Annotated in this window: 20 protein-coding genes and 1 tRNA gene; 16 read left to right on the top strand and 5 right to left on the bottom strand. The window is 68.3% G+C overall.

The annotated features are described in order from the left end of the window. Positions 1 to 132 precede the first annotated feature (132 nt). Positions 133 to 471 (top strand): hypothetical protein, encoded by a 339-nt coding sequence (locus ACQP10_RS00845; protein WP_433540683.1) that lies wholly within the window; start codon positions 133 to 135, stop codon positions 469 to 471. Between the two features lie 357 nt (positions 472 to 828). On the opposite strand, the gene ACQP10_RS00840 is transcribed toward ACQP10_RS00845, so the two are convergent. Continuing rightward, positions 829 to 1,125 (bottom strand): Imm32 family immunity protein, encoded by a 297-nt coding sequence (locus tag ACQP10_RS00840; RefSeq protein ID WP_433540682.1) that lies wholly within the window; start codon positions 1,123 to 1,125, stop codon positions 829 to 831. A 259-nt stretch (positions 1,126 to 1,384) separates the two neighbouring features. Between ACQP10_RS00840 and ACQP10_RS00835 the strand changes: the two genes are divergently transcribed. After that, the gene (locus tag ACQP10_RS00835; RefSeq protein ID WP_433540681.1) at positions 1,385 to 1,750 is read left to right on the top strand and encodes a hypothetical protein; all 366 of its coding nucleotides are present in this window, start codon (positions 1,385 to 1,387) and stop codon (positions 1,748 to 1,750) included. A 217-nt stretch (positions 1,751 to 1,967) separates the two neighbouring features. On the opposite strand, the gene ACQP10_RS00830 is transcribed toward ACQP10_RS00835, so the two are convergent. Continuing rightward, on the bottom strand, positions 1,968 to 2,675 hold the full coding sequence (locus ACQP10_RS00830; protein ID WP_433540680.1) for a PaeR7I family type II restriction endonuclease: 708 nt from the start codon (positions 2,673 to 2,675) through the stop codon (positions 1,968 to 1,970). Between the two features lie 173 nt (positions 2,676 to 2,848). On the opposite strand from ACQP10_RS00830, the gene ACQP10_RS00825 reads away from it, so the two are divergent. Both ACQP10_RS00825 and ACQP10_RS00820 read left to right on the top strand, forming a co-directional pair. Further along, entirely contained in the window at positions 2,849 to 4,531 is a 1,683-nt protein-coding gene (locus ACQP10_RS00825) for an Eco57I restriction-modification methylase domain-containing protein (protein WP_433540679.1), read from the top strand. A gap of 84 nt (positions 4,532 to 4,615) precedes the next feature. Beyond that, positions 4,616 to 5,176 (top strand): NUDIX hydrolase, encoded by a 561-nt coding sequence (locus tag ACQP10_RS00820; RefSeq protein ID WP_433540678.1) that lies wholly within the window; start codon positions 4,616 to 4,618, stop codon positions 5,174 to 5,176. Here ACQP10_RS00820 and ACQP10_RS00815 read toward each other — a convergent pair. After that, entirely contained in the window at positions 5,157 to 6,374 is a 1,218-nt protein-coding gene (locus ACQP10_RS00815) for an XRE family transcriptional regulator (protein WP_433540677.1), read from the bottom strand. The genes ACQP10_RS00820 and ACQP10_RS00815 overlap by 20 nt on opposite strands. 209 nt (positions 6,375 to 6,583) lie before the next feature. Here ACQP10_RS00815 and ACQP10_RS00810 point away from each other — a divergent pair, with 209 nt between their 5' ends. The 10 genes from ACQP10_RS00810 (at position 6,584) to ACQP10_RS00765 (ending at position 13,815) form a co-directional block, all read left to right on the top strand. After that, complete coding sequence (locus tag ACQP10_RS00810; RefSeq protein ID WP_433540676.1) at positions 6,584 to 6,904, top strand: hypothetical protein; 321 nt, start codon at positions 6,584 to 6,586, stop codon at positions 6,902 to 6,904. Continuing rightward, positions 6,901 to 7,203: a hypothetical protein gene (locus tag ACQP10_RS00805; protein WP_433540675.1), complete on the top strand. Its 303-nt coding sequence runs from the start codon at positions 6,901 to 6,903 to the stop codon at positions 7,201 to 7,203. The genes ACQP10_RS00810 and ACQP10_RS00805 overlap by 4 nt, the downstream gene beginning before the upstream one ends. A 93-nt stretch (positions 7,204 to 7,296) precedes the next feature. After that, positions 7,297 to 8,013, top strand: coding sequence for a GntR family transcriptional regulator (locus ACQP10_RS00800; RefSeq protein WP_433540674.1), 717 nt, complete (start codon positions 7,297 to 7,299; stop codon positions 8,011 to 8,013). 115 nt (positions 8,014 to 8,128) lie between these two features. Then, the gene (locus ACQP10_RS00795; RefSeq protein WP_433540673.1) at positions 8,129 to 8,566 is read left to right on the top strand and encodes a plasmid replication, integration and excision activator; all 438 of its coding nucleotides are present in this window, start codon (positions 8,129 to 8,131) and stop codon (positions 8,564 to 8,566) included. Beyond that, positions 8,563 to 8,883, top strand: coding sequence for a hypothetical protein (locus ACQP10_RS00790; protein WP_433540672.1), 321 nt, complete (start codon positions 8,563 to 8,565; stop codon positions 8,881 to 8,883). The genes ACQP10_RS00795 and ACQP10_RS00790 overlap by 4 nt, the downstream gene beginning before the upstream one ends. 88 nt (positions 8,884 to 8,971) lie before the next feature. Continuing rightward, on the top strand, positions 8,972 to 10,384 hold the full coding sequence (locus ACQP10_RS00785) for an FtsK/SpoIIIE domain-containing protein (protein WP_433540671.1): 1,413 nt from the start codon (positions 8,972 to 8,974) through the stop codon (positions 10,382 to 10,384). Next, on the top strand, positions 10,381 to 10,584 hold the full coding sequence (locus ACQP10_RS00780; protein WP_433540670.1) for a hypothetical protein: 204 nt from the start codon (positions 10,381 to 10,383) through the stop codon (positions 10,582 to 10,584). The genes ACQP10_RS00785 and ACQP10_RS00780 overlap by 4 nt, the downstream gene beginning before the upstream one ends. Then, positions 10,581 to 12,254 carry a replication initiator gene (locus tag ACQP10_RS00775; protein WP_433540669.1) on the top strand — a complete coding sequence of 558 codons (1,674 nt, stop codon included), beginning with the start codon at positions 10,581 to 10,583 and terminating at the stop codon, positions 12,252 to 12,254. Before ACQP10_RS00780 ends, ACQP10_RS00775 begins: the two co-directional genes overlap by 4 nt. Then, the gene (locus tag ACQP10_RS00770; protein ID WP_355635656.1) at positions 12,251 to 12,448 is read left to right on the top strand and encodes a helix-turn-helix transcriptional regulator; all 198 of its coding nucleotides are present in this window, start codon (positions 12,251 to 12,253) and stop codon (positions 12,446 to 12,448) included. The genes ACQP10_RS00775 and ACQP10_RS00770 overlap by 4 nt, the downstream gene beginning before the upstream one ends. Continuing rightward, the gene (locus tag ACQP10_RS00765) at positions 12,445 to 13,815 is read left to right on the top strand and encodes a tyrosine-type recombinase/integrase (protein ID WP_433540668.1); all 1,371 of its coding nucleotides are present in this window, start codon (positions 12,445 to 12,447) and stop codon (positions 13,813 to 13,815) included. Before ACQP10_RS00770 ends, ACQP10_RS00765 begins: the two co-directional genes overlap by 4 nt. Positions 13,816 to 14,024: 209 nt before the next feature. Here the strand turns inward: ACQP10_RS00765 and ACQP10_RS00760 are convergent. Both ACQP10_RS00760 and ACQP10_RS00755 read right to left on the bottom strand, forming a co-directional pair. Then, positions 14,025 to 14,113: transfer RNA gene (locus ACQP10_RS00760), tRNA-Ser, on the bottom strand. Positions 14,114 to 14,245: 132 nt separating this feature from the next. Further along, a complete protein-coding gene (locus ACQP10_RS00755; RefSeq protein ID WP_433540667.1) occupies positions 14,246 to 17,437 on the bottom strand; it encodes an AAA family ATPase in 3,192 nt (1,063 codons plus the stop codon). Positions 17,438 to 17,552: 115 nt separating this feature from the next. On the opposite strand from ACQP10_RS00755, the gene ACQP10_RS00750 reads away from it, so the two are divergent. Both ACQP10_RS00750 and ACQP10_RS00745 read left to right on the top strand, forming a co-directional pair. Continuing rightward, positions 17,553 to 18,509 carry an NAD(P)H-quinone oxidoreductase gene (locus ACQP10_RS00750; RefSeq protein WP_179821283.1) on the top strand — a complete coding sequence of 319 codons (957 nt, stop codon included), beginning with the start codon at positions 17,553 to 17,555 and terminating at the stop codon, positions 18,507 to 18,509. A gap of 5 nt (positions 18,510 to 18,514) precedes the next feature. Continuing rightward, positions 18,515 to 19,024, top strand: a complete 510-nt coding sequence (locus ACQP10_RS00745) for a bacterial proteasome activator family protein (RefSeq protein WP_179821285.1) — start codon at positions 18,515 to 18,517, stop codon at positions 19,022 to 19,024. Positions 19,025 to 19,133 lie beyond the last annotated feature (109 nt).

Here is a 19,133-nt window from a genome sequence, read left to right as displayed (position 1 = left end):
CGAGCACGACGCCGGGGATGCTGGACAGCACCGGAGGCCGTCACCGCACTGTGAGCCTTTTCAATGATTCCTCTAACGATGCGGGGGCGAGACCTCCACGTCCGGTCTCAATGCTCGACTACCGTGCTGCGCATGGACCTCAGCGCCTACCGCGGATACTTCCTGGACTCGGTTGTCGTCCAAGTTGACTCCGTTGCCAGCACTGCAAGAATCAGCCTTACGAGCGGAGACGATGACACTGCTGTAATCGAGCTGTTGGGCGTTGTCCATGTCAAGATGGACAGCCCGGATGTTAGGGGCGGCTTCATCGACGAGGCCGTTGTAGGCGATCTGCCGAGGACCGGAGCCTGGCCAGCTGACGCCCATCATCTTCTTCACCTTCACAACAACGACAGCGAGCTGGTCTGGCTCAAACTGATCGGTTCCCGGGAGATCGAGGTGGTGGCAAGAAGGATCACCACCGAACATTGAAGTGGGGCATACGGTCTCGGGCATCGATGCGTGCCACTGCTTCCGGAGAAAGACGATCTGATCGTCGACGTCGTCGACGGGCGAATCATGTTCGTAGATGTGTTGCACCACGATGAGTTGCGGCGCTCGCCGAGGGCCGGGGCTGAGAACGCCTAGAAATGCTCAGGGTCGGGCCGGGATTCGCGTCCTGACCAAGCCTTCGAGTTGAAGCGGGTGCCGGGATCGAACCCGCACTGTCAGCTTGGGAAGTGCATGACTCGCGCCTCGTGAGGCGCTTGAGCTGGGCGTTCGGCCGGCCGTGAGTGACCGTGGTTGACCCCTCGTCACCCTGTCTAATGGCCCGCCAATGGCCCGAAGTCACTCGTCCCACTCATCGTGGTCAAGCACGAGGTCCGCGGAGCCTAGCGTCAGGTCGCCCAGGGATGCCTCTAGGTGGAAGTGGAAGCTAAGGGGTGTATCGGGTTCGGAAAGCGTCAGAAGGAGTTCGGCTAGAGCACGGAGCGCGATCTTGTCTCCTTCGATCACGACTTCATTCCCGTAGGACCGGACGCTCAGTGGATGATCTATAGGCCATGACCTGGTGACTCCAGAGCCCGGAACATATGCAGGGATGCGGACGGTCACGGGCCTGGTCGTGTCTGGACGATCGCTCATGTGATCAGTGTCTACGTCAATGTGCTCCCGCGAACCCCGTCCACCTGATCATCCCGTCTGCCGTCGACCCGCCCGCAGGGGAAGCAGGGCGCGGGCCGGGGCGCCAGGTGGAGCGCCCCGCGGACGAACGACCTGGCGCCCCGGCCCGTGGTCTGCTCGGCTTGTCCCGGGTCGATGGCGGACGGGATGATCAGACCGGAGCCGGAGCGCCCCCGCCGGAGGCCGTGCCCTGACAGATCATGACCAGTACGGTGCGGCTGTGACTGATTTCGAGGCGTGGGCGCGGTTGTCACTGTGGGAGCAGGCGGATCTTCTGGTGAGCACCGCTGAGATCGTGATCGACCGCCCTGCCGGTTCGGCGCATCCCAAGGTGAGGAGTTTCGTCTATCCGCTCGACTACGGCTTCCTGAGGGACACGCAGGGAGGTGACGGTGAGGGGATCGATGTGTGGGTCGGTTCGGCGGCTGTCCCGGTCGTGTCCGCCGTGGCGTGCACGGTGGATCTGGTGAAGCGAAATTCCGAGGTCAAGTTCCTGTGGCGGTGCTCGCCGGGGGAGATCGCGATGGTGGAGCGCTTCTATGCGCCGCAGCCCCAGGCCGCGGTGATGGTCCGGCGCCCGAGCTGAGGAGTCGAGTGGCGGGGCGTCGGTGGTCGGTGCGGTGGCTTGGTACGGCGGGCGCGCGGGTCGGTGGACGGCCCGGGGCGCCGCCGGCCGGGACCGGCGCCCACGCCGCACGCCCGGTCGGCGGGCGGCAGAGGGCCGAGGTACGGCGGCGCGGCGCGCCGCCGCTTGATACCCCACAAGAACAATTCGGCAATGCGCTCCGCGTGGTTACGCTGGTTCAGCCCATCGCCTTGAGAACGGCCTTCACGTAGTCGACCTGTCCTCTGATCTGAACGGCGAAGGCTTCGGCAGTGGCTGTCGCCAAGGGTTCGTTGTATACGATGCCCTCGTCTGTGGCTTTCGTGGTGATGAACCACCCGGCCTGGTAGACCCGCTCTCCAATGAAGCGCTTTACCATCTCCTGATATCGTTCACTGTAGGACATTCCGACAAACACCGGGTCTGTCGGGAAAAGTGCCTTTGTGGAACGGTTCTTTTTTTCTGTCTCGGTTGTTTCTTGCAAGACAAACACGTACCCTAGCCAGGGCGGGACCTCGCCATAGGTTTCGTTCTTTGCGTGTGCTGCGTGAGTGTCCGTCGCGGTTCCTAGCGCCTCCTCGAATCGATTGTTGATGTTCTTTCCGACGCTGCCGACTTGAGATTTGAACTCAACCGCACCGACGAGAATATCGTTCCAGACGATCGCGAGATCCCATTGCTTGCGAACCCGGTAATAACCGGGAAGATAGGGTTGGCCTTTCTTAATGCACTCCCTGGGCACTCCGGTGTCGATGAACTCTTGAGCGACAAGTTCAGTAAAGCCGCCCATATGGCCGTTCGCTCGGGCAGCACCACCGGCTTTCCCTTGATCTTCGAGCTTCTCTATCTGAGCCTGTCTTACCGACCAGAAATCTTCGACGGCCCCTCGAACCGCTTCCTTGCGCATCGCCCGTGCTCTCCCCGGCGCTGATCCTGTCCTGAATCCGATCAAGGTAACAGCAGAAAGCAACGGATCACACCGAGTTCTCCCAAACCATCCTGATCCACTTACCTCATGCTCCGGTCAGGCATCGGGCACAGCGGTAACCGTGGATCACCCGACCCTCATAAGGTGGCACCGTGAAAGCTCTTGCTCTGGACTTCGGTCTCGCCCCTCGCGCCACGCTGGCCGCCATACCTGACGAGGCTGTGGAACACGGTGAGGTGTTCACCCGGCGATGGGTTGTCGAGATGATCCTCGACCTCGTCGGCTACAGCTCCGATCAAGACCTTGCTGCGCTCCGGCTTGTTGAACCCGCATGCGGGGCGGGGGCGTTCCTCAGCGGGATCGCCCGCCGGGTCAGCGACTCCTGCCGCAAGTACGAGCGAGACATCACCGATGCCGTGGACGCCGTCAGGGCCTCTGATCTTCTGCCTCGAAACGTGACAGCATCACGCGCTCTGGTCGAGGACATCCTGACCGAGGAGGGTTGGGCTCCCGCCGACGTCTCCCGCGTGGCACACGCATGGGTGAGGCGGGCTGACTATCTGCTTGAGCAGCCTCCAGGTACTCCTCAAGTGGATGTCGTCGTGGGGAACCCGCCGTACATTCGCCTGGAGGACCTGCCCGAGGACCGGATGAGTCTCTATCGAGAGCTATGGCCAACGATGGTAGGACGGGCGGACATCTACGTCGGCTTCTTCGAGGCTGCTCTTCGCTCTCTACGTGCCGGAGGCCGGCTGGGGTTCATCTGTGCGGATCGATGGATGCGCAACCAGTACGGCAGAGAGCTCCGACGGCTTGTGAGTCAGGAGTACGCGCTTGACGTCTGCGTAACGATGCATGACGTGAACGCCTTCGAAGAGCAAGTTGCCGCTTATCCAGCGGTGACGGTGCTACGCCAGGGCGTCCAGGGCTCCGCGGTGGCGGCTGACACGACTAGCCGCTTTGGAGAGACGGAGGCTCAGGAGCTTGTCTCCTGGATCGCCCAGGGAGAAGAGGGGACTCTCCGGCAAGAGTCCTTCGAGGCCGCGAGGATGCCCCACTGGTTCCCCGGCGATGACTTGTGGCCCACGGGCTCGCCCACCCGGCTCGCCGTCCTGGAAGACCTCACAGAACGTTTCACAGTCCTGGGCGATGCCCCTGGAATCCGAGTGGGGATCGGCATCGCGACTGGCGCCGACAAGGTCTTCATCACCCGTGACGCCGATCTGGTCGAGACCGACCGTCTCCTTCCGATGTCGATGGTCCGCGACACAACCAGTGGTCGCCTCGAATGGTCAGGACATTTCCTGATCAACCCCTGGGACGACAACGGCCGTCTTGTCAACCTTGATCAATATCCGAAGCTTAGGGCTTATCTCAGCCGGAACGCTGCTGCCCTGAAAGGGCGATATGTCGCTAGGAAGAGTCCGGATAAGTGGTACAAGACCATTGACAAGGTCGAGGTTGGCCTTGCAAAACGCCCTAAACTCCTCTTCCCGGACATGAAGCTGAGTAGCCATCCTGTCCTCGACAAGGGTGACCTCTATCCACATCACAATCTCTATTTCGTTACCTCGGATACTTGGGATCTAGAAGTCTTGGGCGGGCTTCTGCTCTCCAGCGTGGCAGAGGCCTTCGTGGATGCATATGCAGTAAAGATGCGTGGGAAGACGCTTCGTTTTCAGGCTCAGTACCTTCGACGCATCCCTGTCCCTGACCCGGCGGCGCTCACCTCCGTACAGCGAGAGCGGTTGACTGACGCCTTCCGAAGGCGGGACGTTGAGGCAGCCACAGCAATCGCCTTGGATGTGTACGGTCTAACTGAGTGGCCGGACTGACTTTCTCGTTCCTGACGTACTGCGGTCGGGTCGTGGCCAGCCGTCTCTATGTACGGCAGGCACCTCGGCCGGTAGCTTCGCTGTGTGGCTACCAATGAGGAGCAGACGCGCTGGATCGTTCACGGTGAGCGGCTGATCTATGACAACCGGTGGATCCGGCTGGGCCTGGTCGACGTTGCGATCCCGGACGGGGAGCGGTTCGAGCATCACGTAGTGCATCTGGATCGAGCGGCCATCGCGGTGGTGGTCGACGACGAGAACCGGGTGCTCTTGATGTGGCGGCACCGGTTCCTCGCTGACCGGTGGGGCTGGGAGTTGCCCGGTGGTCTGATCGACGCCGGCGAGGACGCCATGACGACAGCGCTTCGCGAGGTGGAGGAGGAGACCGGATACCGGCCGAAGGAGATCGAGCACCTGATCACCTATCAGCCGATGGCCGGCATGGTCGACTCCGAGCACAACCTGTTCCTCGCGCGGGGTGCTGAGCTGGTCGGCAAGCCGACCGGGGAGGTCGAGGCCGATCTCATCGAGTGGGTGCCGCTGGCCGAGATCCCGGACATGATCGCCCGCGGTGACATCTGGACGTCGGGGACGCTGATCGGTCTGTACGCGGCGCGTGATCGGCTCAGTGGAGGGCGTGCTTGACCGCTCGGGACAGCTCCCGGATGCGGAGGTGCTGGCGGCGTGAGCCGGTCAGGGTCGCGAGCTGCTCGGCGCGCTGGATGTGCGGTAGGGCTGCGTCGGGTTCGCCTTGGGCGAGGAGCGCGTGGCCCAGGTCGCAGCGGAGGCCGGCTTCGGCGCGGTTGTAGGTGCCGTCCATCCCGGCGAGGGCGGAGCGGAGGTCTTCGATGGTGTCGGGGTCGCCGAAGCGGACGAGGCAGTTGCCGCGCCATCGGGCCAGATGGTGGATGTCCAGGGAGAGGTAGGGCATGCTCGCGTCGCCGCTGCCCTCGGGCAAGAGGGTGGCGGCCGCCTCCAAAGCCGTTCGGCAAGTGTTCTCGTCACCAAGGATCGCGGCAGCTTCGGCTTCAGCGGCGGCCAGCCAGGTGCGGAGCCGGGCGGGGATGCGGTCGCGGTGGGCGGCGTGGACGTGCTGGAGGAGTTCGGTGGCTTCGGCAGGCCGGCCCATCTCCATCAGAACGTATGCCTGCTCGCCGGAGACGTAGGCGAGGATCGCAGGGTTGTCGGCTTCACGGGCCGCGGCTTTGGCATGCTCGTAGTGGTCCCACGCATCCAGCAGCGCGCCGGTGTTGATGGCCTGCCAGCCGGCCAGTGAAGCGGTCTCGGCAAGGACGTGGGCGAGCTGGGCGCGGATGCCGTGCCGTACGGCGTGGCGGTGAACGCGCTCGACGTGGGTGATGTGCGCGCGCATCTTGTCGGCGATGGCGATTCCGCCGACACGACGGTCCATGAGCCGCAGGTTGTTGGTCTCGGTGGTGAGAATCATGACCATGACGGGGTCGATGACGGCGGCGGCTTCGAGCCGGGCGGTCAACTCCTCGATCTGCTCTTGGTGGCCGTCCCCGTGGTCTCCAGTTGGGGAGGCGGTGTCGACGGGGGCCAGGCCGAAGAGCATGCGGGCATGGTCAGGCAGGGCGAAGCCGACGGCGATGCGCTCATAGACCTCCAGGTCGGTGACCAGACGCCGCCTATTAATGATCATGCTTACGTGGCCCTGGGCGATGCCGGTCGCGGCGCTGATGCGCGTCTGGCTGGCACCGCTGTACTTGACGGCGAGGTTGAACAGCCCTGCTACGTCACGCTTTTTGAGGATTTCCCGGTTTTCGTCGTGCTCCCAGACCCATGCCGGAATCTCGATGGGGTCGAAAGCGTTGCTGTGCATTCCGTCCTCCGGTCATCAGTCCCCGAGGTGGTGCATCGCTGTAGTCCGTGACTCTATATTCTCGGCGGTATACCTGCGTGGGATAGGGCTGGGAAATCTGCTCGACCATTCTTTCCGGCATGACAACTCCGGTTAAGTGCACCGAATGCGATGGGCGCGGCTGGAAGATCGTTACCCGCCGTGGGTGCGTGGCGGCCAGCGCCTTACACATGGAGCCGTCCGCGCGGGAGGACTGCCTGTACTGCGACGGCCCCAGCCACGTGGTTGAGATGTTCGAGTGGGAGGTGTTCCTCACCTCCGAGGGGACCGACGAGCTCGGGCCGTGCGGGATCAGCTCGGGGCAGGCCACGGCGATGGACACGCTGCGTGCGACGCTCCGACGGTTGCCGCCTGGCGCCCCGGCCTGGGGACGTATCACGCACCGGGTCTACGACTTCTGCACCATGCCGGACGACTGGTCGCGGCGGGTCATCTTCCGCGCGACGCTCGATGCGGCCGGCTCGGTGAGGTTCGAGCGCACCGCGTCATGAGCGGCAGATACGAGACCTCGGGGTTTTCCTGTCCGGCGCTACATCTGCCGCCGGCGCAGGAAGGGCATCGGCTTCTGTCGTGGAATGTGCCGCGCCGGTTCGAGCGGATTCGTGTCGTCGAATGGACCTGTCACGAGCATCGGGTGACGTTCTACGAATTCTGCGAAGCGGGCGGGCTGGCGTTCATCCGGCGGACGGTCGCCGCAAAAGGGAAAACGGTCGTCTCGCACAGCGATGCATGGCGGCGTATTGAGGCCCGGTCGATATGGATCGATGTGCTGTCCGGAATGGCGCGATAATCCGGTCGGCCAGTGAGTGTGGGTCCTGACAGGCGCGGCTCCGGCCGGTAGCCTGCTTGAGCAGACAAGTGGAAGAGTGATCGGGCGGTTGACATGAGCATGGACTTCGCCCCGCCGAAGTATGCCCAGGTGATGACAGCGATTCAGCAGCGCATCCGGGACGGCGAGTACGCGCCCGGGGACATGCTGCCGTCCGAGACGCAGCTCGTCCGCGAGTTCGGCGTGGGCCGTACCACCGTCGTGCGGGCCTTGCAGACCCTCGCCATGCAGGGGTGGATCGAGCGGGAGCACGGCCGCGGCTCGTTCGTCAAAGGCCGTCCGGAAAGCTCCCCCGACCGCCTCCGCCCCGCTCTGATGGCGACCGAGCAGGCCGAAAGCGCCGACAGCGTCACCGACGTGCAGCGCGTTGCGGCGCCCCGGTACATCGCCCGTCTCCTGGGCGTGGAGGAGCGCACTCCGGTGATCGCCCGGCGACGGGTGAGCCGGCATGGGGGCCGGCCGTCCGCGACCGAGACGGTGTGGGTGCCGCTGGAAGTCGCGCTCGGCACCGACCTGGACAAGCCCCAGCCGCTACGGCACGGCATCCGTCAGCACTTGCAGGCGGTCAAGCATCTGCGCTTCGACCACATCACCGAACGGCTGACGGCCCGCAATCCGCGTAAGGACGAGGTCGAGGTGCTCGGCTCTTCCAAGCCGGTGCTCGGGGTGCTGGCCACCGTGCATGACGCGACGGGGACGGTGGTCCTGGTGATGGAGGCGGCCTTGCCGGGTGATCTTCATGAGTTGCAGGACGTCTACCCGGTGACCTGATCCGCTGTCCCACTCGCTTCGCATAGTCACTTGTGCGGACGAGTGGGATCACCTAATCTCAACTCGTCCGCACAAGTGGACGACCACCTAAACGGCATTCTCGAAAGGAATGATCATGTCCATCCAGGGCCCCATCCCCGTCAGCTTCGAGCAGGTCTTCCCGCATGGCTGCTACATCGTCGGTGAGGTCGAGCAGGTCAAGGACTTCACCGCCTCAGCGAACGGCCGGACCGTCTACGCCAAGGACAAGACCACCGGCGAACCGGTCTGGCAGGTCGCCGTCATGGACGCCGACCCCACCGTCAAGGCCGGCCAGAAGACCGTCACCGTCAAGATCCTCGCCGAGGTGCAGCCGGTCCCCCCGGCCTCGCTGCCGGGCCTGCCGTTCGTCCCGGTCGAGTTCGACGGCATGACCGTCACCCCCTACGTCGCCCAGAACACCGGACGCCTCGCCTGGTCCATCCGCGCCCGCACCATGCGCGCACCCCGCGCCACCGCTCCCGCGGCCCCCGGCAAGAACACCACCGCAACCAGCAAGGAGATCGCAGCGTGAACGCCCCCGCTCCGCACATCTACCTCACCGGCGTCCTGCGCAACGGGCTGACCCGCCTGGACCTGTCTTTCAGCACCCCGGACGTCGGCGTCCTGGCCGCGGTGACCACCAGCGGACGGCCGTTTCTGAACCTGGCCACCTCCGAGGCCCAGGTCACCATCACCACCACCGGCGGTGGACCCGTCACCGCCTCCGACGTCGCCTTGGCCAAGGAAATCGCCGCCGCCGCGGTGCGCTACCTCGGCGACTGCGTCCGCATCCACAACGAACAGGACCACGGCCCCACCCTGCCCGGCCTGGACGACCTGCCGGGCTGAGACGCAAGCGGGGCCGCCAGAAGCGGCTACTTCCGGCGGCCCCTCACATCTCCCCCTGACACCACATCAAGAAGAGGACCCCAGCCTAATGTTCCGGAAACTGCCCGGGGATGAGGCACAGCACATTGTCTCCACCACCCCCGATACCGCCGTCGTCTTCCGCCCCGCCGTGCTGCGCACTCCGGCGATCGTCACGCTCGTCATCTTCGCCTGGCGGCTCTTGGCCGGCCTGGTCCGCCTGCTCTGGCGGCATCCGGTCGCCTCGGCCGTCGTCGCCGCCTCGTGCGCGCTGGCCTACTGGTACGGCTGGCGCTGGGGCCTGATCTCGATAGCGGCGGCCGTGACCGTGCCGGGGCTGTGGTTCACCCTGCACCGGCCCTCGTTCCTGCGCCTGATCGGCTGGCGACTGCTGGCCTTCTGGCGCCTGGTCTGGATCTACCGGCGGCACTGGCAACCGGTAATGATCATCTCCGGATTAGGGCGGCACCTACGCGGCCGGGACTACCTGCCCCGCCTCCTCAGCGTCCGCTGCACCTCCTGGGCCGACGTGGTCACGGTGAAGATGCTCAGCGGGCAGGCGGTCAAGGACTGGGCCGACCGCCTCGACCAGCTCGCGCACGGCTTCGGCGCCCGCTCCTGCCGCGTCTCCATCGCCCGCGCGGGCCGCCTGCACCTGGTCTTCCCCCGGCGCGATCCGCTCGCCACCCCGATGCCCGCGGTTCCGATCCCGGAGACGGCATCGGTGGGGCCGGTGCGGGTCGGTACCCGTGAGGACGGCTCACCCTGGCTGCTGACCGTCCACGGCACTCATGTTCTGGTCGCCGGGGCCACCGGGGCCGGCAAGGGCTCGGTGATCTGGTCGGCCATCCGCGGCCTCCTCCCCGCCGCCCGCGCGGGCCTGGTGCAGATCTGGGCGCTGGATCCGAAGCGGATGGAGCTGTCCTTCGGCCGATCCCTGTTCGGGAAGCGCTATGCCGCGACTCCGGCCGATTGCGCCGACCTGCTGGAGGCGGCCGTGGCGGTGATGCAGGAACGTGCCGACCGCTTCGCCGGACACCAGCGCAACCACACCCCCACCGTCGATGACCCGTTCGTCCTGGTGGTCGTCGATGAGGTGGCGTTCCTGACCGCCTACCAGTCCGACAAGGGCTTGAAGCTGCGCATCTCCGCCGCTCTGGCGACTCTGACGACGCAGGGTCGGGCGGTCGGTGTCGGGGTCCTGGCCGCGTTGCAGGATCCGCGTAAGGAGGTCATGAACATCCGCAACCTGTTCCCCGACAAGATCGCCCTGCGGCTCGACGAGTCGGAACAGGTGGACATGGTCCTCGGGGACAGCGCCCGCGACCGGGGAGCGCTGGCCGATCACATCTCCCCGATCCCCGAGCAGGGCGCGGGCGTGGCCTACGTGCGGCTGGAAGCCTCGCCTGATCCGATCCGGGTCCGCGCCGCCTACGTCTCCGATGCCGACATCCGCGCCATGGCCGAGGCGGTGGCCGCGTGAGGGTCTGCTTCTACGACACCGACGAAGAGATCACCCGCATCTGCCAGCGCCCCGTCCTGGCCATGGTCGGCCCGCGCCGCTCTCAGCCGGTGGTGGTCTTCACGCTGGCCGGCGTCTCCATCACCACCGACCCCTACGGCTCGCTGTTCCGGCTGGCCGCTGACCTGACCGAGGTGCACCGCGAGGAGGTGACCGAATGAACACCACGAGCGACCGGAACCTGTCGCGGGCTGAGAGGCAGAAGATGCCCGTCGCTCTGGACGTGGCCGTGGAGGTCGCCAAGGCCAACGGCGTGTGCATCCGGCCGATCCTCCTGCGCCGCCTGGACACCTGCACCGGGCAGAGTGAGGACGTCAACGTTCCGTGCGGGTCCACCCGGGAGGCCGTCTGCCCGCCGTGCGCCCGGCGCAACAAGCAGCTCCGCAAGGCCCAATGCCGCGAAGGCTGGCACCTGGACGCCGAACCCGTCACCGCCCCGAACCCCGCCACCGAGGATCAGCGGTGGCTGATCGAGTTCCGCGCCGACGTCCAAGCCAAGCGCGATGAAGCCGAACGCAACGGCATGTCCGAGGAGGTCGCCGATTGGGACGCGGCGATTCAGGCCATCGACGAGGAGATCCGTGCGGCGGGGATGCGCGGCAGTCTGTCCGGCCGGGCGGCTCCCCGGCGATCCCGCTCGACCCGGCGCCGCCAGGACGCCCCGGATCTGCCTCGGCGGGCCATGCGCCCCACCACCCTCGGGCGGACCTTCACCGGCATCGAGGGGAAGGTGTTCCGGCCGTCGCTGTTCCTCACCCTGACCCTGCCGTCCTACGGCCGCATCCGATCCGGCCAAGGCGTCCCCGTCGACCCGGCCACGTACGACTATGCGCGGGCGGCCCGCGACGCGCTGCACTTCTCCAAGCTCGTCGACCGCTTCGTGCAGAACCTCCGCCGGGTGGCGGGCTACGACGTACAGTACTTCGCCACCGTCGAACCACAGAAGCGGCTCGCCCCGCACCTGCATATGGCCATCCGCGGCACCCTCCCTCGCGCGGAGGTCAAGGCCATCGCCGCCGCGACATACCACCAGGTGTGGTGGCCGTCCGTCGATGAAGTGCGCTTCGAGGGTGAGCACCTGCCCGTCTGGACTCCGCGCGCCGACCTCCCTGACGACCAGAGCTACCCGGACGGCCAGACCGGCGACTACCTCGACCCCGACACCGGGGAAGTCCTGCCCACCTGGCACGAGGCCCTCGACCAGCTCGACACCGACGACGACTCCGAACCGCTGCACGTGATCCGCTTCGGCGACCAGATCGACGTCCAAGGGGTACTCGCCGGGACCCCGGACGCCGACCAGTGCATCCGCTACCTGTCCAAGTACCTCACCAAGAGCCTGGGCGAGAGCCTCGACGCCGACGACCCGGCCCGCCGGGACCACGCCGCCCGTCTGGTGGAGGCGCTGCGCTACGAACCCTGCTCACCCTCGTGCCCGAACTGGCTGCGGTACGGCGTGCAGCCCAAAAACGCGAAAGTGGGCATGACACCGGGCCGGTGCCGGGGCAAGGCGCACAAGCCCGAACACCTCGGCTACGCGGGCCGCCGCGTGCTGGTCTCCCGCAAGTGGTCGAACAAGACCCTGACCGAGCACAAGCGTGACCGCCGAACCTGGGCGCTGGAAGCCCTCGGCCTGTCCGAAGAGGCCATCGATTCGCACCGCTACGTCTGGAAACCGGTCCCGGCCGGCGACGCCGATACCCCCTCGCTCGCCCTGCGGCTGCTGCGCATGGTCGCCGAACGCCAACGCTGGCGAGCAACCCTGCTCGCCCTGGACGCCAGAGCAGACGGACAACAGGCTCCGGCAGTCGAGATGCGGGAGGCGGCATGAGCAGCAAGCAGCGTGACGAGCTGATGACCGTCCCGGAGATCCTCGCCGAGCTGGGCGGCGTCTCCCGGCGCACCTTCTACCGCTGGCGCGAGATCGGCCACGCACCACAGGGGATCAAACTCCCGAACGGTGAAATCCGTGTCTGGCGTAGCGAGTTCACCGCCTGGCTTGAGTCCCTGCGGGAGGCGGCGTGAGCACCTCCTATGACGTGAAGTTCTGGGAAATCCGCCGGAACGCCTCCAGCAAGACCCCCTCCTACGTGGTCCGCTGGAAGGTGGGCGGACAGGAGAGGTCCAAGACCCTGCGGACGAAGGCGCTCGCCGAGAGCTTCCTGTCGGACCTTCGGCAGGCGGCCAAGCGGGGTGAAGCCTTCGATGTGGAGACGGGCCTCCCGCTCTCCCTGCTGGCGGTCAAGAACGCGGTGACGTGGTTCAGCTTCGCCATGGCGTACGTGGACATGAAGTGGTCCCACGCGGCGGCCAAGACCCGCGACAGCCTCACCGATGCCCTGGCGACCGTGACTCCGGCACTCGTCGACGAGGACGCCCCGGGCCGGCCTGACGCACGTCTCCTGCGGGAGGCTCTTCGGCAGTTCGCTCTTCCTCCGGCTGCCCGGGAGCTTCCCCGTCCGCAGGAGATCCGTACGGCCCTGGCCTGGCTCGAACGTCACTCGCTCCGCGTCTCGGATCTGGCCAAGGTCCGGAACGTACGGCTGGGCCTGGACGCGCTGACGCTCCGGCTTGACGGCGGGGCCGCCGCCGCTACCACCATCGCCCGCAAGCGGTCGGTCTTCTACAACGCCCTTCAGTACGCCGTGGACCTGGAGGAGCTGCCCGCCAACCCGATCGACAAGGTGAAGGCGTGGAAGCCCCCGAAGGTCCGTGAGGTGGTGGACCGGCGCGTGGTGGTCAACCCAGCCCAGGCGCGGGAGCTGCTCACGGCGGTGACCTATGTCGGACGGCTTGACCGGGGCCGGCACCTGCGTGGGTTCTTCGCCTGCCTGTACTTCGCGGGCCTGCGTCCGGCCGAGGCGCTCGGGCTTCGCAGGCAGGATTGCCACCTTCCCGAGACCGGGTGGGGCCGGCTGATCCTCGCCAAGTCCAAGCCGCAGGCCAACAAGAAGTGGACCGACAGCGGCAAGGCTCACGACGACCGCGGGCTCAAGCACCGGGCCAGGGACGAGGGCCGTCCGGTGCCCATCCCGCCGGAGCTGGTGGCCATCCTGCGGGAGCACCTCGACGAGTTCGGCGCCCACGAGGACGGCCAGCTGTTCCGGACCTCGCGCGGCGGGGTGATCTCCATCGGGACCTACTGCGAGGCGTGGAAAGCGGCGCGAACCTTCGCTCTGACTCCAGAACAGCAGGCGTCCCCGTTGGCTGCCCGGCCGTACGACCTGCGGCACGCGGCCGTGAGTCTGTGGCTCAACGCCGGGGTGGCGGCCCCCGACGTGGCCGAACGGGCAGGGCACGGGGTGGACGTGCTGCTCAAGGTCTACGCGAAATGCATCGACGGTGGCACAGAGCGGGCGAACCATCGTATTGACGGCGTGCTGGCCCTGTGAGGGGCGCGCGGTGGAGGGGCTCCGGGAGACCGGGGCCCTTCTGCTTTTCCGGGCCGACCTGGGGAAACACCACCAAGATCATTCCGCGTATATTCCGCGACCACCGGCCGAGAGGTGCTCAGAGCGGCATCCCGCTGCGCACCCCCGAAACGACCAACGGCGCCCGACCGAAGGGAATCCCCTGGTCAGGCGCCGTTTCGCGTGGTGAGCGGAGAGCGTGGGATTCGAACCCACGAGGACCGTCGCCGGCCCTAGCGGTTTTCAAGACCGCCGCCATCGTCCACTAGGCGAGCTCTCCCGGCCGACACGCCCCGAAGAACGTGTCAGATTGCACCTTAGCCTCTCACCGTCACCGGCGCGTCCCTGACTCGGTGGCGCTCCGCGTCCGCCCCGGGGCCGGAGCCCACGGGTGGGAGGCCGCCGCCCGGGGTCAGGGCTGCGGTGCGGCGAAGCCGTCGCCGACGGAGGCGGCCAGCCGCAGGTAGGCGTCGCGGGTGGCGGGCTGCAGCCGCTCCAGGTCGATCTCGGCTCCTTCCTCCAGGTGAGGGTCGTAGGGGACGCGGATCACGGCGCGGCAGCGGGCCGCGAAGTGGGCCTCCAGCCGGTCGAGGTCGACGGTCGACTTCGACCTGGGGCGGACGCTGCACAGCACCACGGTGGCCGAGCTGACCAGGTCCTCGTAGTGGTGGGCCTCCAGCCAGTCGAGGGTCGCCGAGGCGGCGCGGGCGCCGTCCACGGACGGGGAGCTGACCAGGACGAGCTGGTCGGCCAGGCCCAGGACTCCCGACATGGCCGAGTGGAGCAGGCCGGTGCCGCAGTCGGTGATGCAGATCGAGTAGAAGTTCTCCAGGACCTGCGCCACCGCCTGGTAGTCGGACGCGCTGAACGCCTCCGACACCGACGGGTCGCGGTCGGAGGCGAGGACCTCCAGCCGCGACGGCGCCTGCGAGGTGAAGGCTCTTATATCGACGTAGCGCTTGATCTGCTGGCGCTCGTTGAGCAGGTCGCGGACGGTCGCGGAGGTCTCCAGCTCCAGCTTGTCCGAGAGGGTCCCGCGGTCGGGGTTGGCGTCGACCGCGATGACCCGGTCGCCGCGGATCTGGGCGAGGGTCGCGCCGAGGCCGACCGTGGTCGTGGTCTTCCCGACCCCGCCCTTCAGGCTGAGTACGGCGACGCGGTGGTGGCCGGTGGCGACCGGGGTGCGGGCCCGGGTCACCAGCTCGCCGCGGCGGCGGACCTCGGGCGACTCCCCGGGCTTGATCAGGCCCGCGGTGGCCCGGTAGATCAGCTTGCGCCAGCCGCTGGACGGCCCGTTGCGGCGGCCCCGCAGCAGCGAGTCCGGGTCCAGGCTGTCGGCCGACGGCCTGGCCGTGCCGGAGGACTGGCGGGAGGGGGCGCTGAACGCGGGCGGCGGCGCCGAGTGGCGGCGGCGCGGCTGGTACGGCTCCCGCAGTTCCTCGTCCTCGTCGTCGTCGGGGAAGAAGGAGTTGCCCCGGTCGATCGTCCCCCGGCCGGAGGTGGGATCTCTGTCCTTGCGGGAGGCGGCGAGCCTGTCTCCGCGATCGGCGGGCCGGCCCCGTTCGGGAGCGGGGGGCCTCTCGCGGTCCGGGGCGTCCGCCGGAGTCGCCGAGGCGGCCGGGGTGAAGGGCCGCTCGTGGTGTTCCGGCGAGAAGGGCGCCTCCCCGCGGGGGGCGACGTCACGGTCCTGGCGGAAGGCCGTGTCGCGTCCGGATCCCGGCTCGCGCTCGACGGCCATGTCACGACCGGAGCCCGGCCCGAAGGCCGTGTCACGGCCGGAAGCCCGATCACGCTCGGAGTCGCCCCCGGTGCGGCCGGGAACCTCGTCGGGCCGGGGGGCGGCGCCCCGATCGTCACGGTCGTTCCGGTCGTCCCGGGACTGCGTGAGGGCCGCGTCGTCGCGGGCGGCCGAGGGCGCGTCCCAGCCCCGGGTGAAGGGCTCGGGACCGGAGGGGCCGGAAAGGCCGAAGGCGGCCGAACCGAACGAGCCGGGGGTCTGCCGTTCCGGCGTGCCGGGCTGCGGCCGGTCGGCGCCGAAGGCGACGGGGGCTCCGAACGGGCCGGCAGCGCCGGGCTTGGACGCCTCCGAGCCGGGCTTCGAGCCGGGCTTCTCCGAGCCGGGCCCTTCCGAACCCGGCGTCTCCGTGCCGGACATCTCCGAACCCGGCTTCTCGGAACCGGGGCTCCCCGCGCCCGACGTCCCGGACCCGGGCGTCTCAGGTGCCCGCCGTACGGCGTCGGTGGCGGCCGGTTCCGCGGCGGTGTCCGGTTCGGAAGCTTCGGAAGGGGGTCGGTCGCGGTCGGCGCCGCGGGACTCGAAGTTCCCGAAGGAGAACCCTTCGAGCTTCGGAGCCGAGGGCCTGAGGGGTTCGAGCGGGGACTCGGCGGGGCCGGCCGTGTTCCCGGTGGGCTTGAGCGGCTCCGGCGCGGGTCCCGAGGGCCTGAAGGGCTCAAGCGGGGGCTCGGCGGGGTCGAGGGAGCGGCCGGACTCGGCGGGCTTGAAGGGTTCGAGCGGGGCACCGGCGGGCTTGAACGGTTCCAGGGGCGGCTCGGCGGACTTGGAGGCCCCGGAAGCGCCGAAGGACCCGGCGGTCCTGGCGGAACCGGAGGACCCGGGGGGCCCGGAACCGGCGTCGGCGGGGCCGTCGGACGGCTCGTCGGTGGGGCTACCGGACGGCCCGGCGGGGCCGGACGGCCCGGTCGCGGTCGGCTCGCCGGACGGCGAGCGCTCCAGCCGTTCCTCCGCCTGCCGGGACTGCTCGGGAAGCGGACGGGACGGCTCCTCCGGCCCGGTCGGGGGCGTGCGAAGGCCCGGGTCGGTGAAGGACGACCGCTCGGGGCCGGGATCGGTGGACGACCCCCGGCCGGGACCCGGGTCGGTGAAGGACGACCGCGCAGGGCCGGAGTCGGTGAAGGACGGCCGTTCGAGAGCGGGGTCGGTGAACGACGGCCGCTCCAGCCCGGGGTCCGTGAACGACGACCGCTCGGGGCCCGGGTCGGTGGGCGACGGCCGTGTGAAGCCCGGGTCGGTGAACGATCCCCGGCCGAGGCCCGGGTCGGTGAAGGACGCCCGGTCGCCGTCCACGGGGAAACGGACGTCGGGCCGGGTGAGGTCACCCGTCGCGGAGCCTTCGGCGTCGTCGTGCTCCTGGCGGGGCAGCGGCCTCAGCGGGGCCAGGAAGCCGTCGTCGTTCCGGGGGAAGGACGACGGGGAGGACGGCTGGGAGGACGAGTGGGAAGACGAGGGAGAGGACGGCGAGGAGGGCCCCCCGAACGGGGGCACCGCGAACGCGCCCGCCGTCGAGCCCGCGTTCATCCAGTCCGCCGCGTCGGCGTCCTCGGCCGGGTGGCCGCCCGTGCCCGGGGAGGTGTCCGAGGGGGCGTAGGCCGAGTCGACGGCGGCACGGAGGAGCTGCGCCGAGGTGGTCTCGGGCTCGGGCTCGGCGGCGACCAGGCCCCAGGGGTCCCTCGGGTACGGCGAGACCGCGGTGGCGTCGTCCACCGCGTTCTTTGCCGGTACCGGGGGTACCTCCTCCTGCTCCTTGATAGCGTCGAGCCAGGCGAGCTGTTCCTCGAGAGATTCCTCACGATCGTGCCTTGCCACCGTGTTCCCCCTCGGGATGGGCGTAAAAGGGCAGCAAACACATAGCAGGTTAACGCCCTGTGTTCACATCATCGCGGGCAACGGTCAAGTTGGCCCACCGGATAGCTTGGCTCACATGCACGCCATCGTGATCGATAAACCCGGCGGACCCGAAGCGCTGTCGTGGCAACAGGTGCCCGATCCGCGCCCCGGCCCAGGTGAGGTCCTCATCGATGTGGCGGCCTCGGCCGTCAACCGCGCCGACGTGATGCAGAGACAGGGACGGTACGACCCGCCGCCGGGCGCCTCGCCGTACCCGGGGCTGGAGTGTTCCGGGGTGGTCGCCGAGGCGGGTCCGGACGTCGAGGGCTTCCGGCCGGGTGACCGGGTCTGCGCCCTGCTGTCCGGCGGCGGCTACGCCGAGAAGGTAGCCGTGCCCTGGCAGCAGGTCATGCGGGTGCCCGACGGCGTGGACCTGGTGGAGGCGGCGGCGCTGCCGGAGGTCGCCTGCACGGTGTGGTCCAACGTCTTCATGACCGCGCGGCTGAGGAGGGGCGAGACGCTCCTCGTCCACGGCGGCGCCAGCGGCATCGGCACGCTGGCCGTACAGCTCGCGAAGGCGTTCGGCTCGCGCGTGGCCGTCACCGCCGGGACGGACGAGAAGATCGCCCGCTGCCTGGAGCTCGGCGCCGACGAGGGCGTCAACTACCGCGAGGAGGACTTCTCCGAGCGGATCCAGGCGGATGTGATCCTCGACATCATCGGCGGGAAGTATCTGCCCGCGAACGTCAGGGCGCTCAGGACCGGGGGACGGCTGGTCGTGATCGGCATGCAGGGCGGCTCGAAGGGCGAGCTGAACCTGGGTGCGCTCCTCGCCAAGCGGGCCTCGGTGCACGGCACCACGCTACGCGCGCGGCCGGTGGATGAGAAGGGGGCGATCGTGCGCGGCGTCGTGGAGAACGTCTGGCCGCTGGTCGACGCGGGCGTGATCCGGCCGGTGATCCACGCCCGCGTGCCGATGAGCGAGGCGGCCGAGGCCCATCGGCTCATCGAGACCGGGGAACACGTCGGGAAAATTCTGCTAGTAGGTTGAAGACTATGAACGCTGAGGAGAGCACTCCGCACATCGTGGTCGTGGGGCCCCAGGGCGCCCAGGTCGAGCAGGACGGCGAGGGCCGCTCGGTCGCCGATCTGGTGGAGCAGCCCGCCAAGGTCATGCGCATCGGCAGCATGATCCGGCAGCTCCTCGAGGAGGTCCGGGCCGCCCCTCTGGACGAGGCGAGCCGCAAGCGGCTCAAGGAGATCCACCAGAGCTCGATCAAGGAGCTGGAGGACGGCCTGGCCCCCGAGCTGGTCGAGGAGCTGGAGCGGCTGTCGCTTCCCTTCGCCGACGGTGAGGGCGCCCCGCCGAGCGACGCGGAGCTGCGCGTCGCGCACGCGCAGCTCGTCGGCTGGCTGGAGGGTCTGTTCCACGGGATCCAGACCACGCTCTTCGCCCAGCAGATGGCCGCCCGCGCCCAGCTGGAGAACATGCGCAGGGCTCTGCCCGGCGGCGTCTCCCTCCAGCAGGACAGCGGCCACCAGGGCAGCTCGGGTCCGTACCTGTAGGACCCGCGGCGCCACCCCCGCCGGGGGCCGTACCCGCAAGGACCCGCGGGGCCACCCGCCGGGGGAGTCCGTACCTGTGGGCCCCGCGGGGCCACCTGCCAGGGGGATC

This window comes from Streptosporangium sandarakinum (genome assembly GCF_050942225.1).
Classification (GTDB): domain Bacteria; phylum Actinomycetota; class Actinomycetes; order Streptosporangiales; family Streptosporangiaceae; genus Streptosporangium; species Streptosporangium nondiastaticum.
This window is presented reverse-complemented; position numbering and strand designations above follow the sequence as displayed.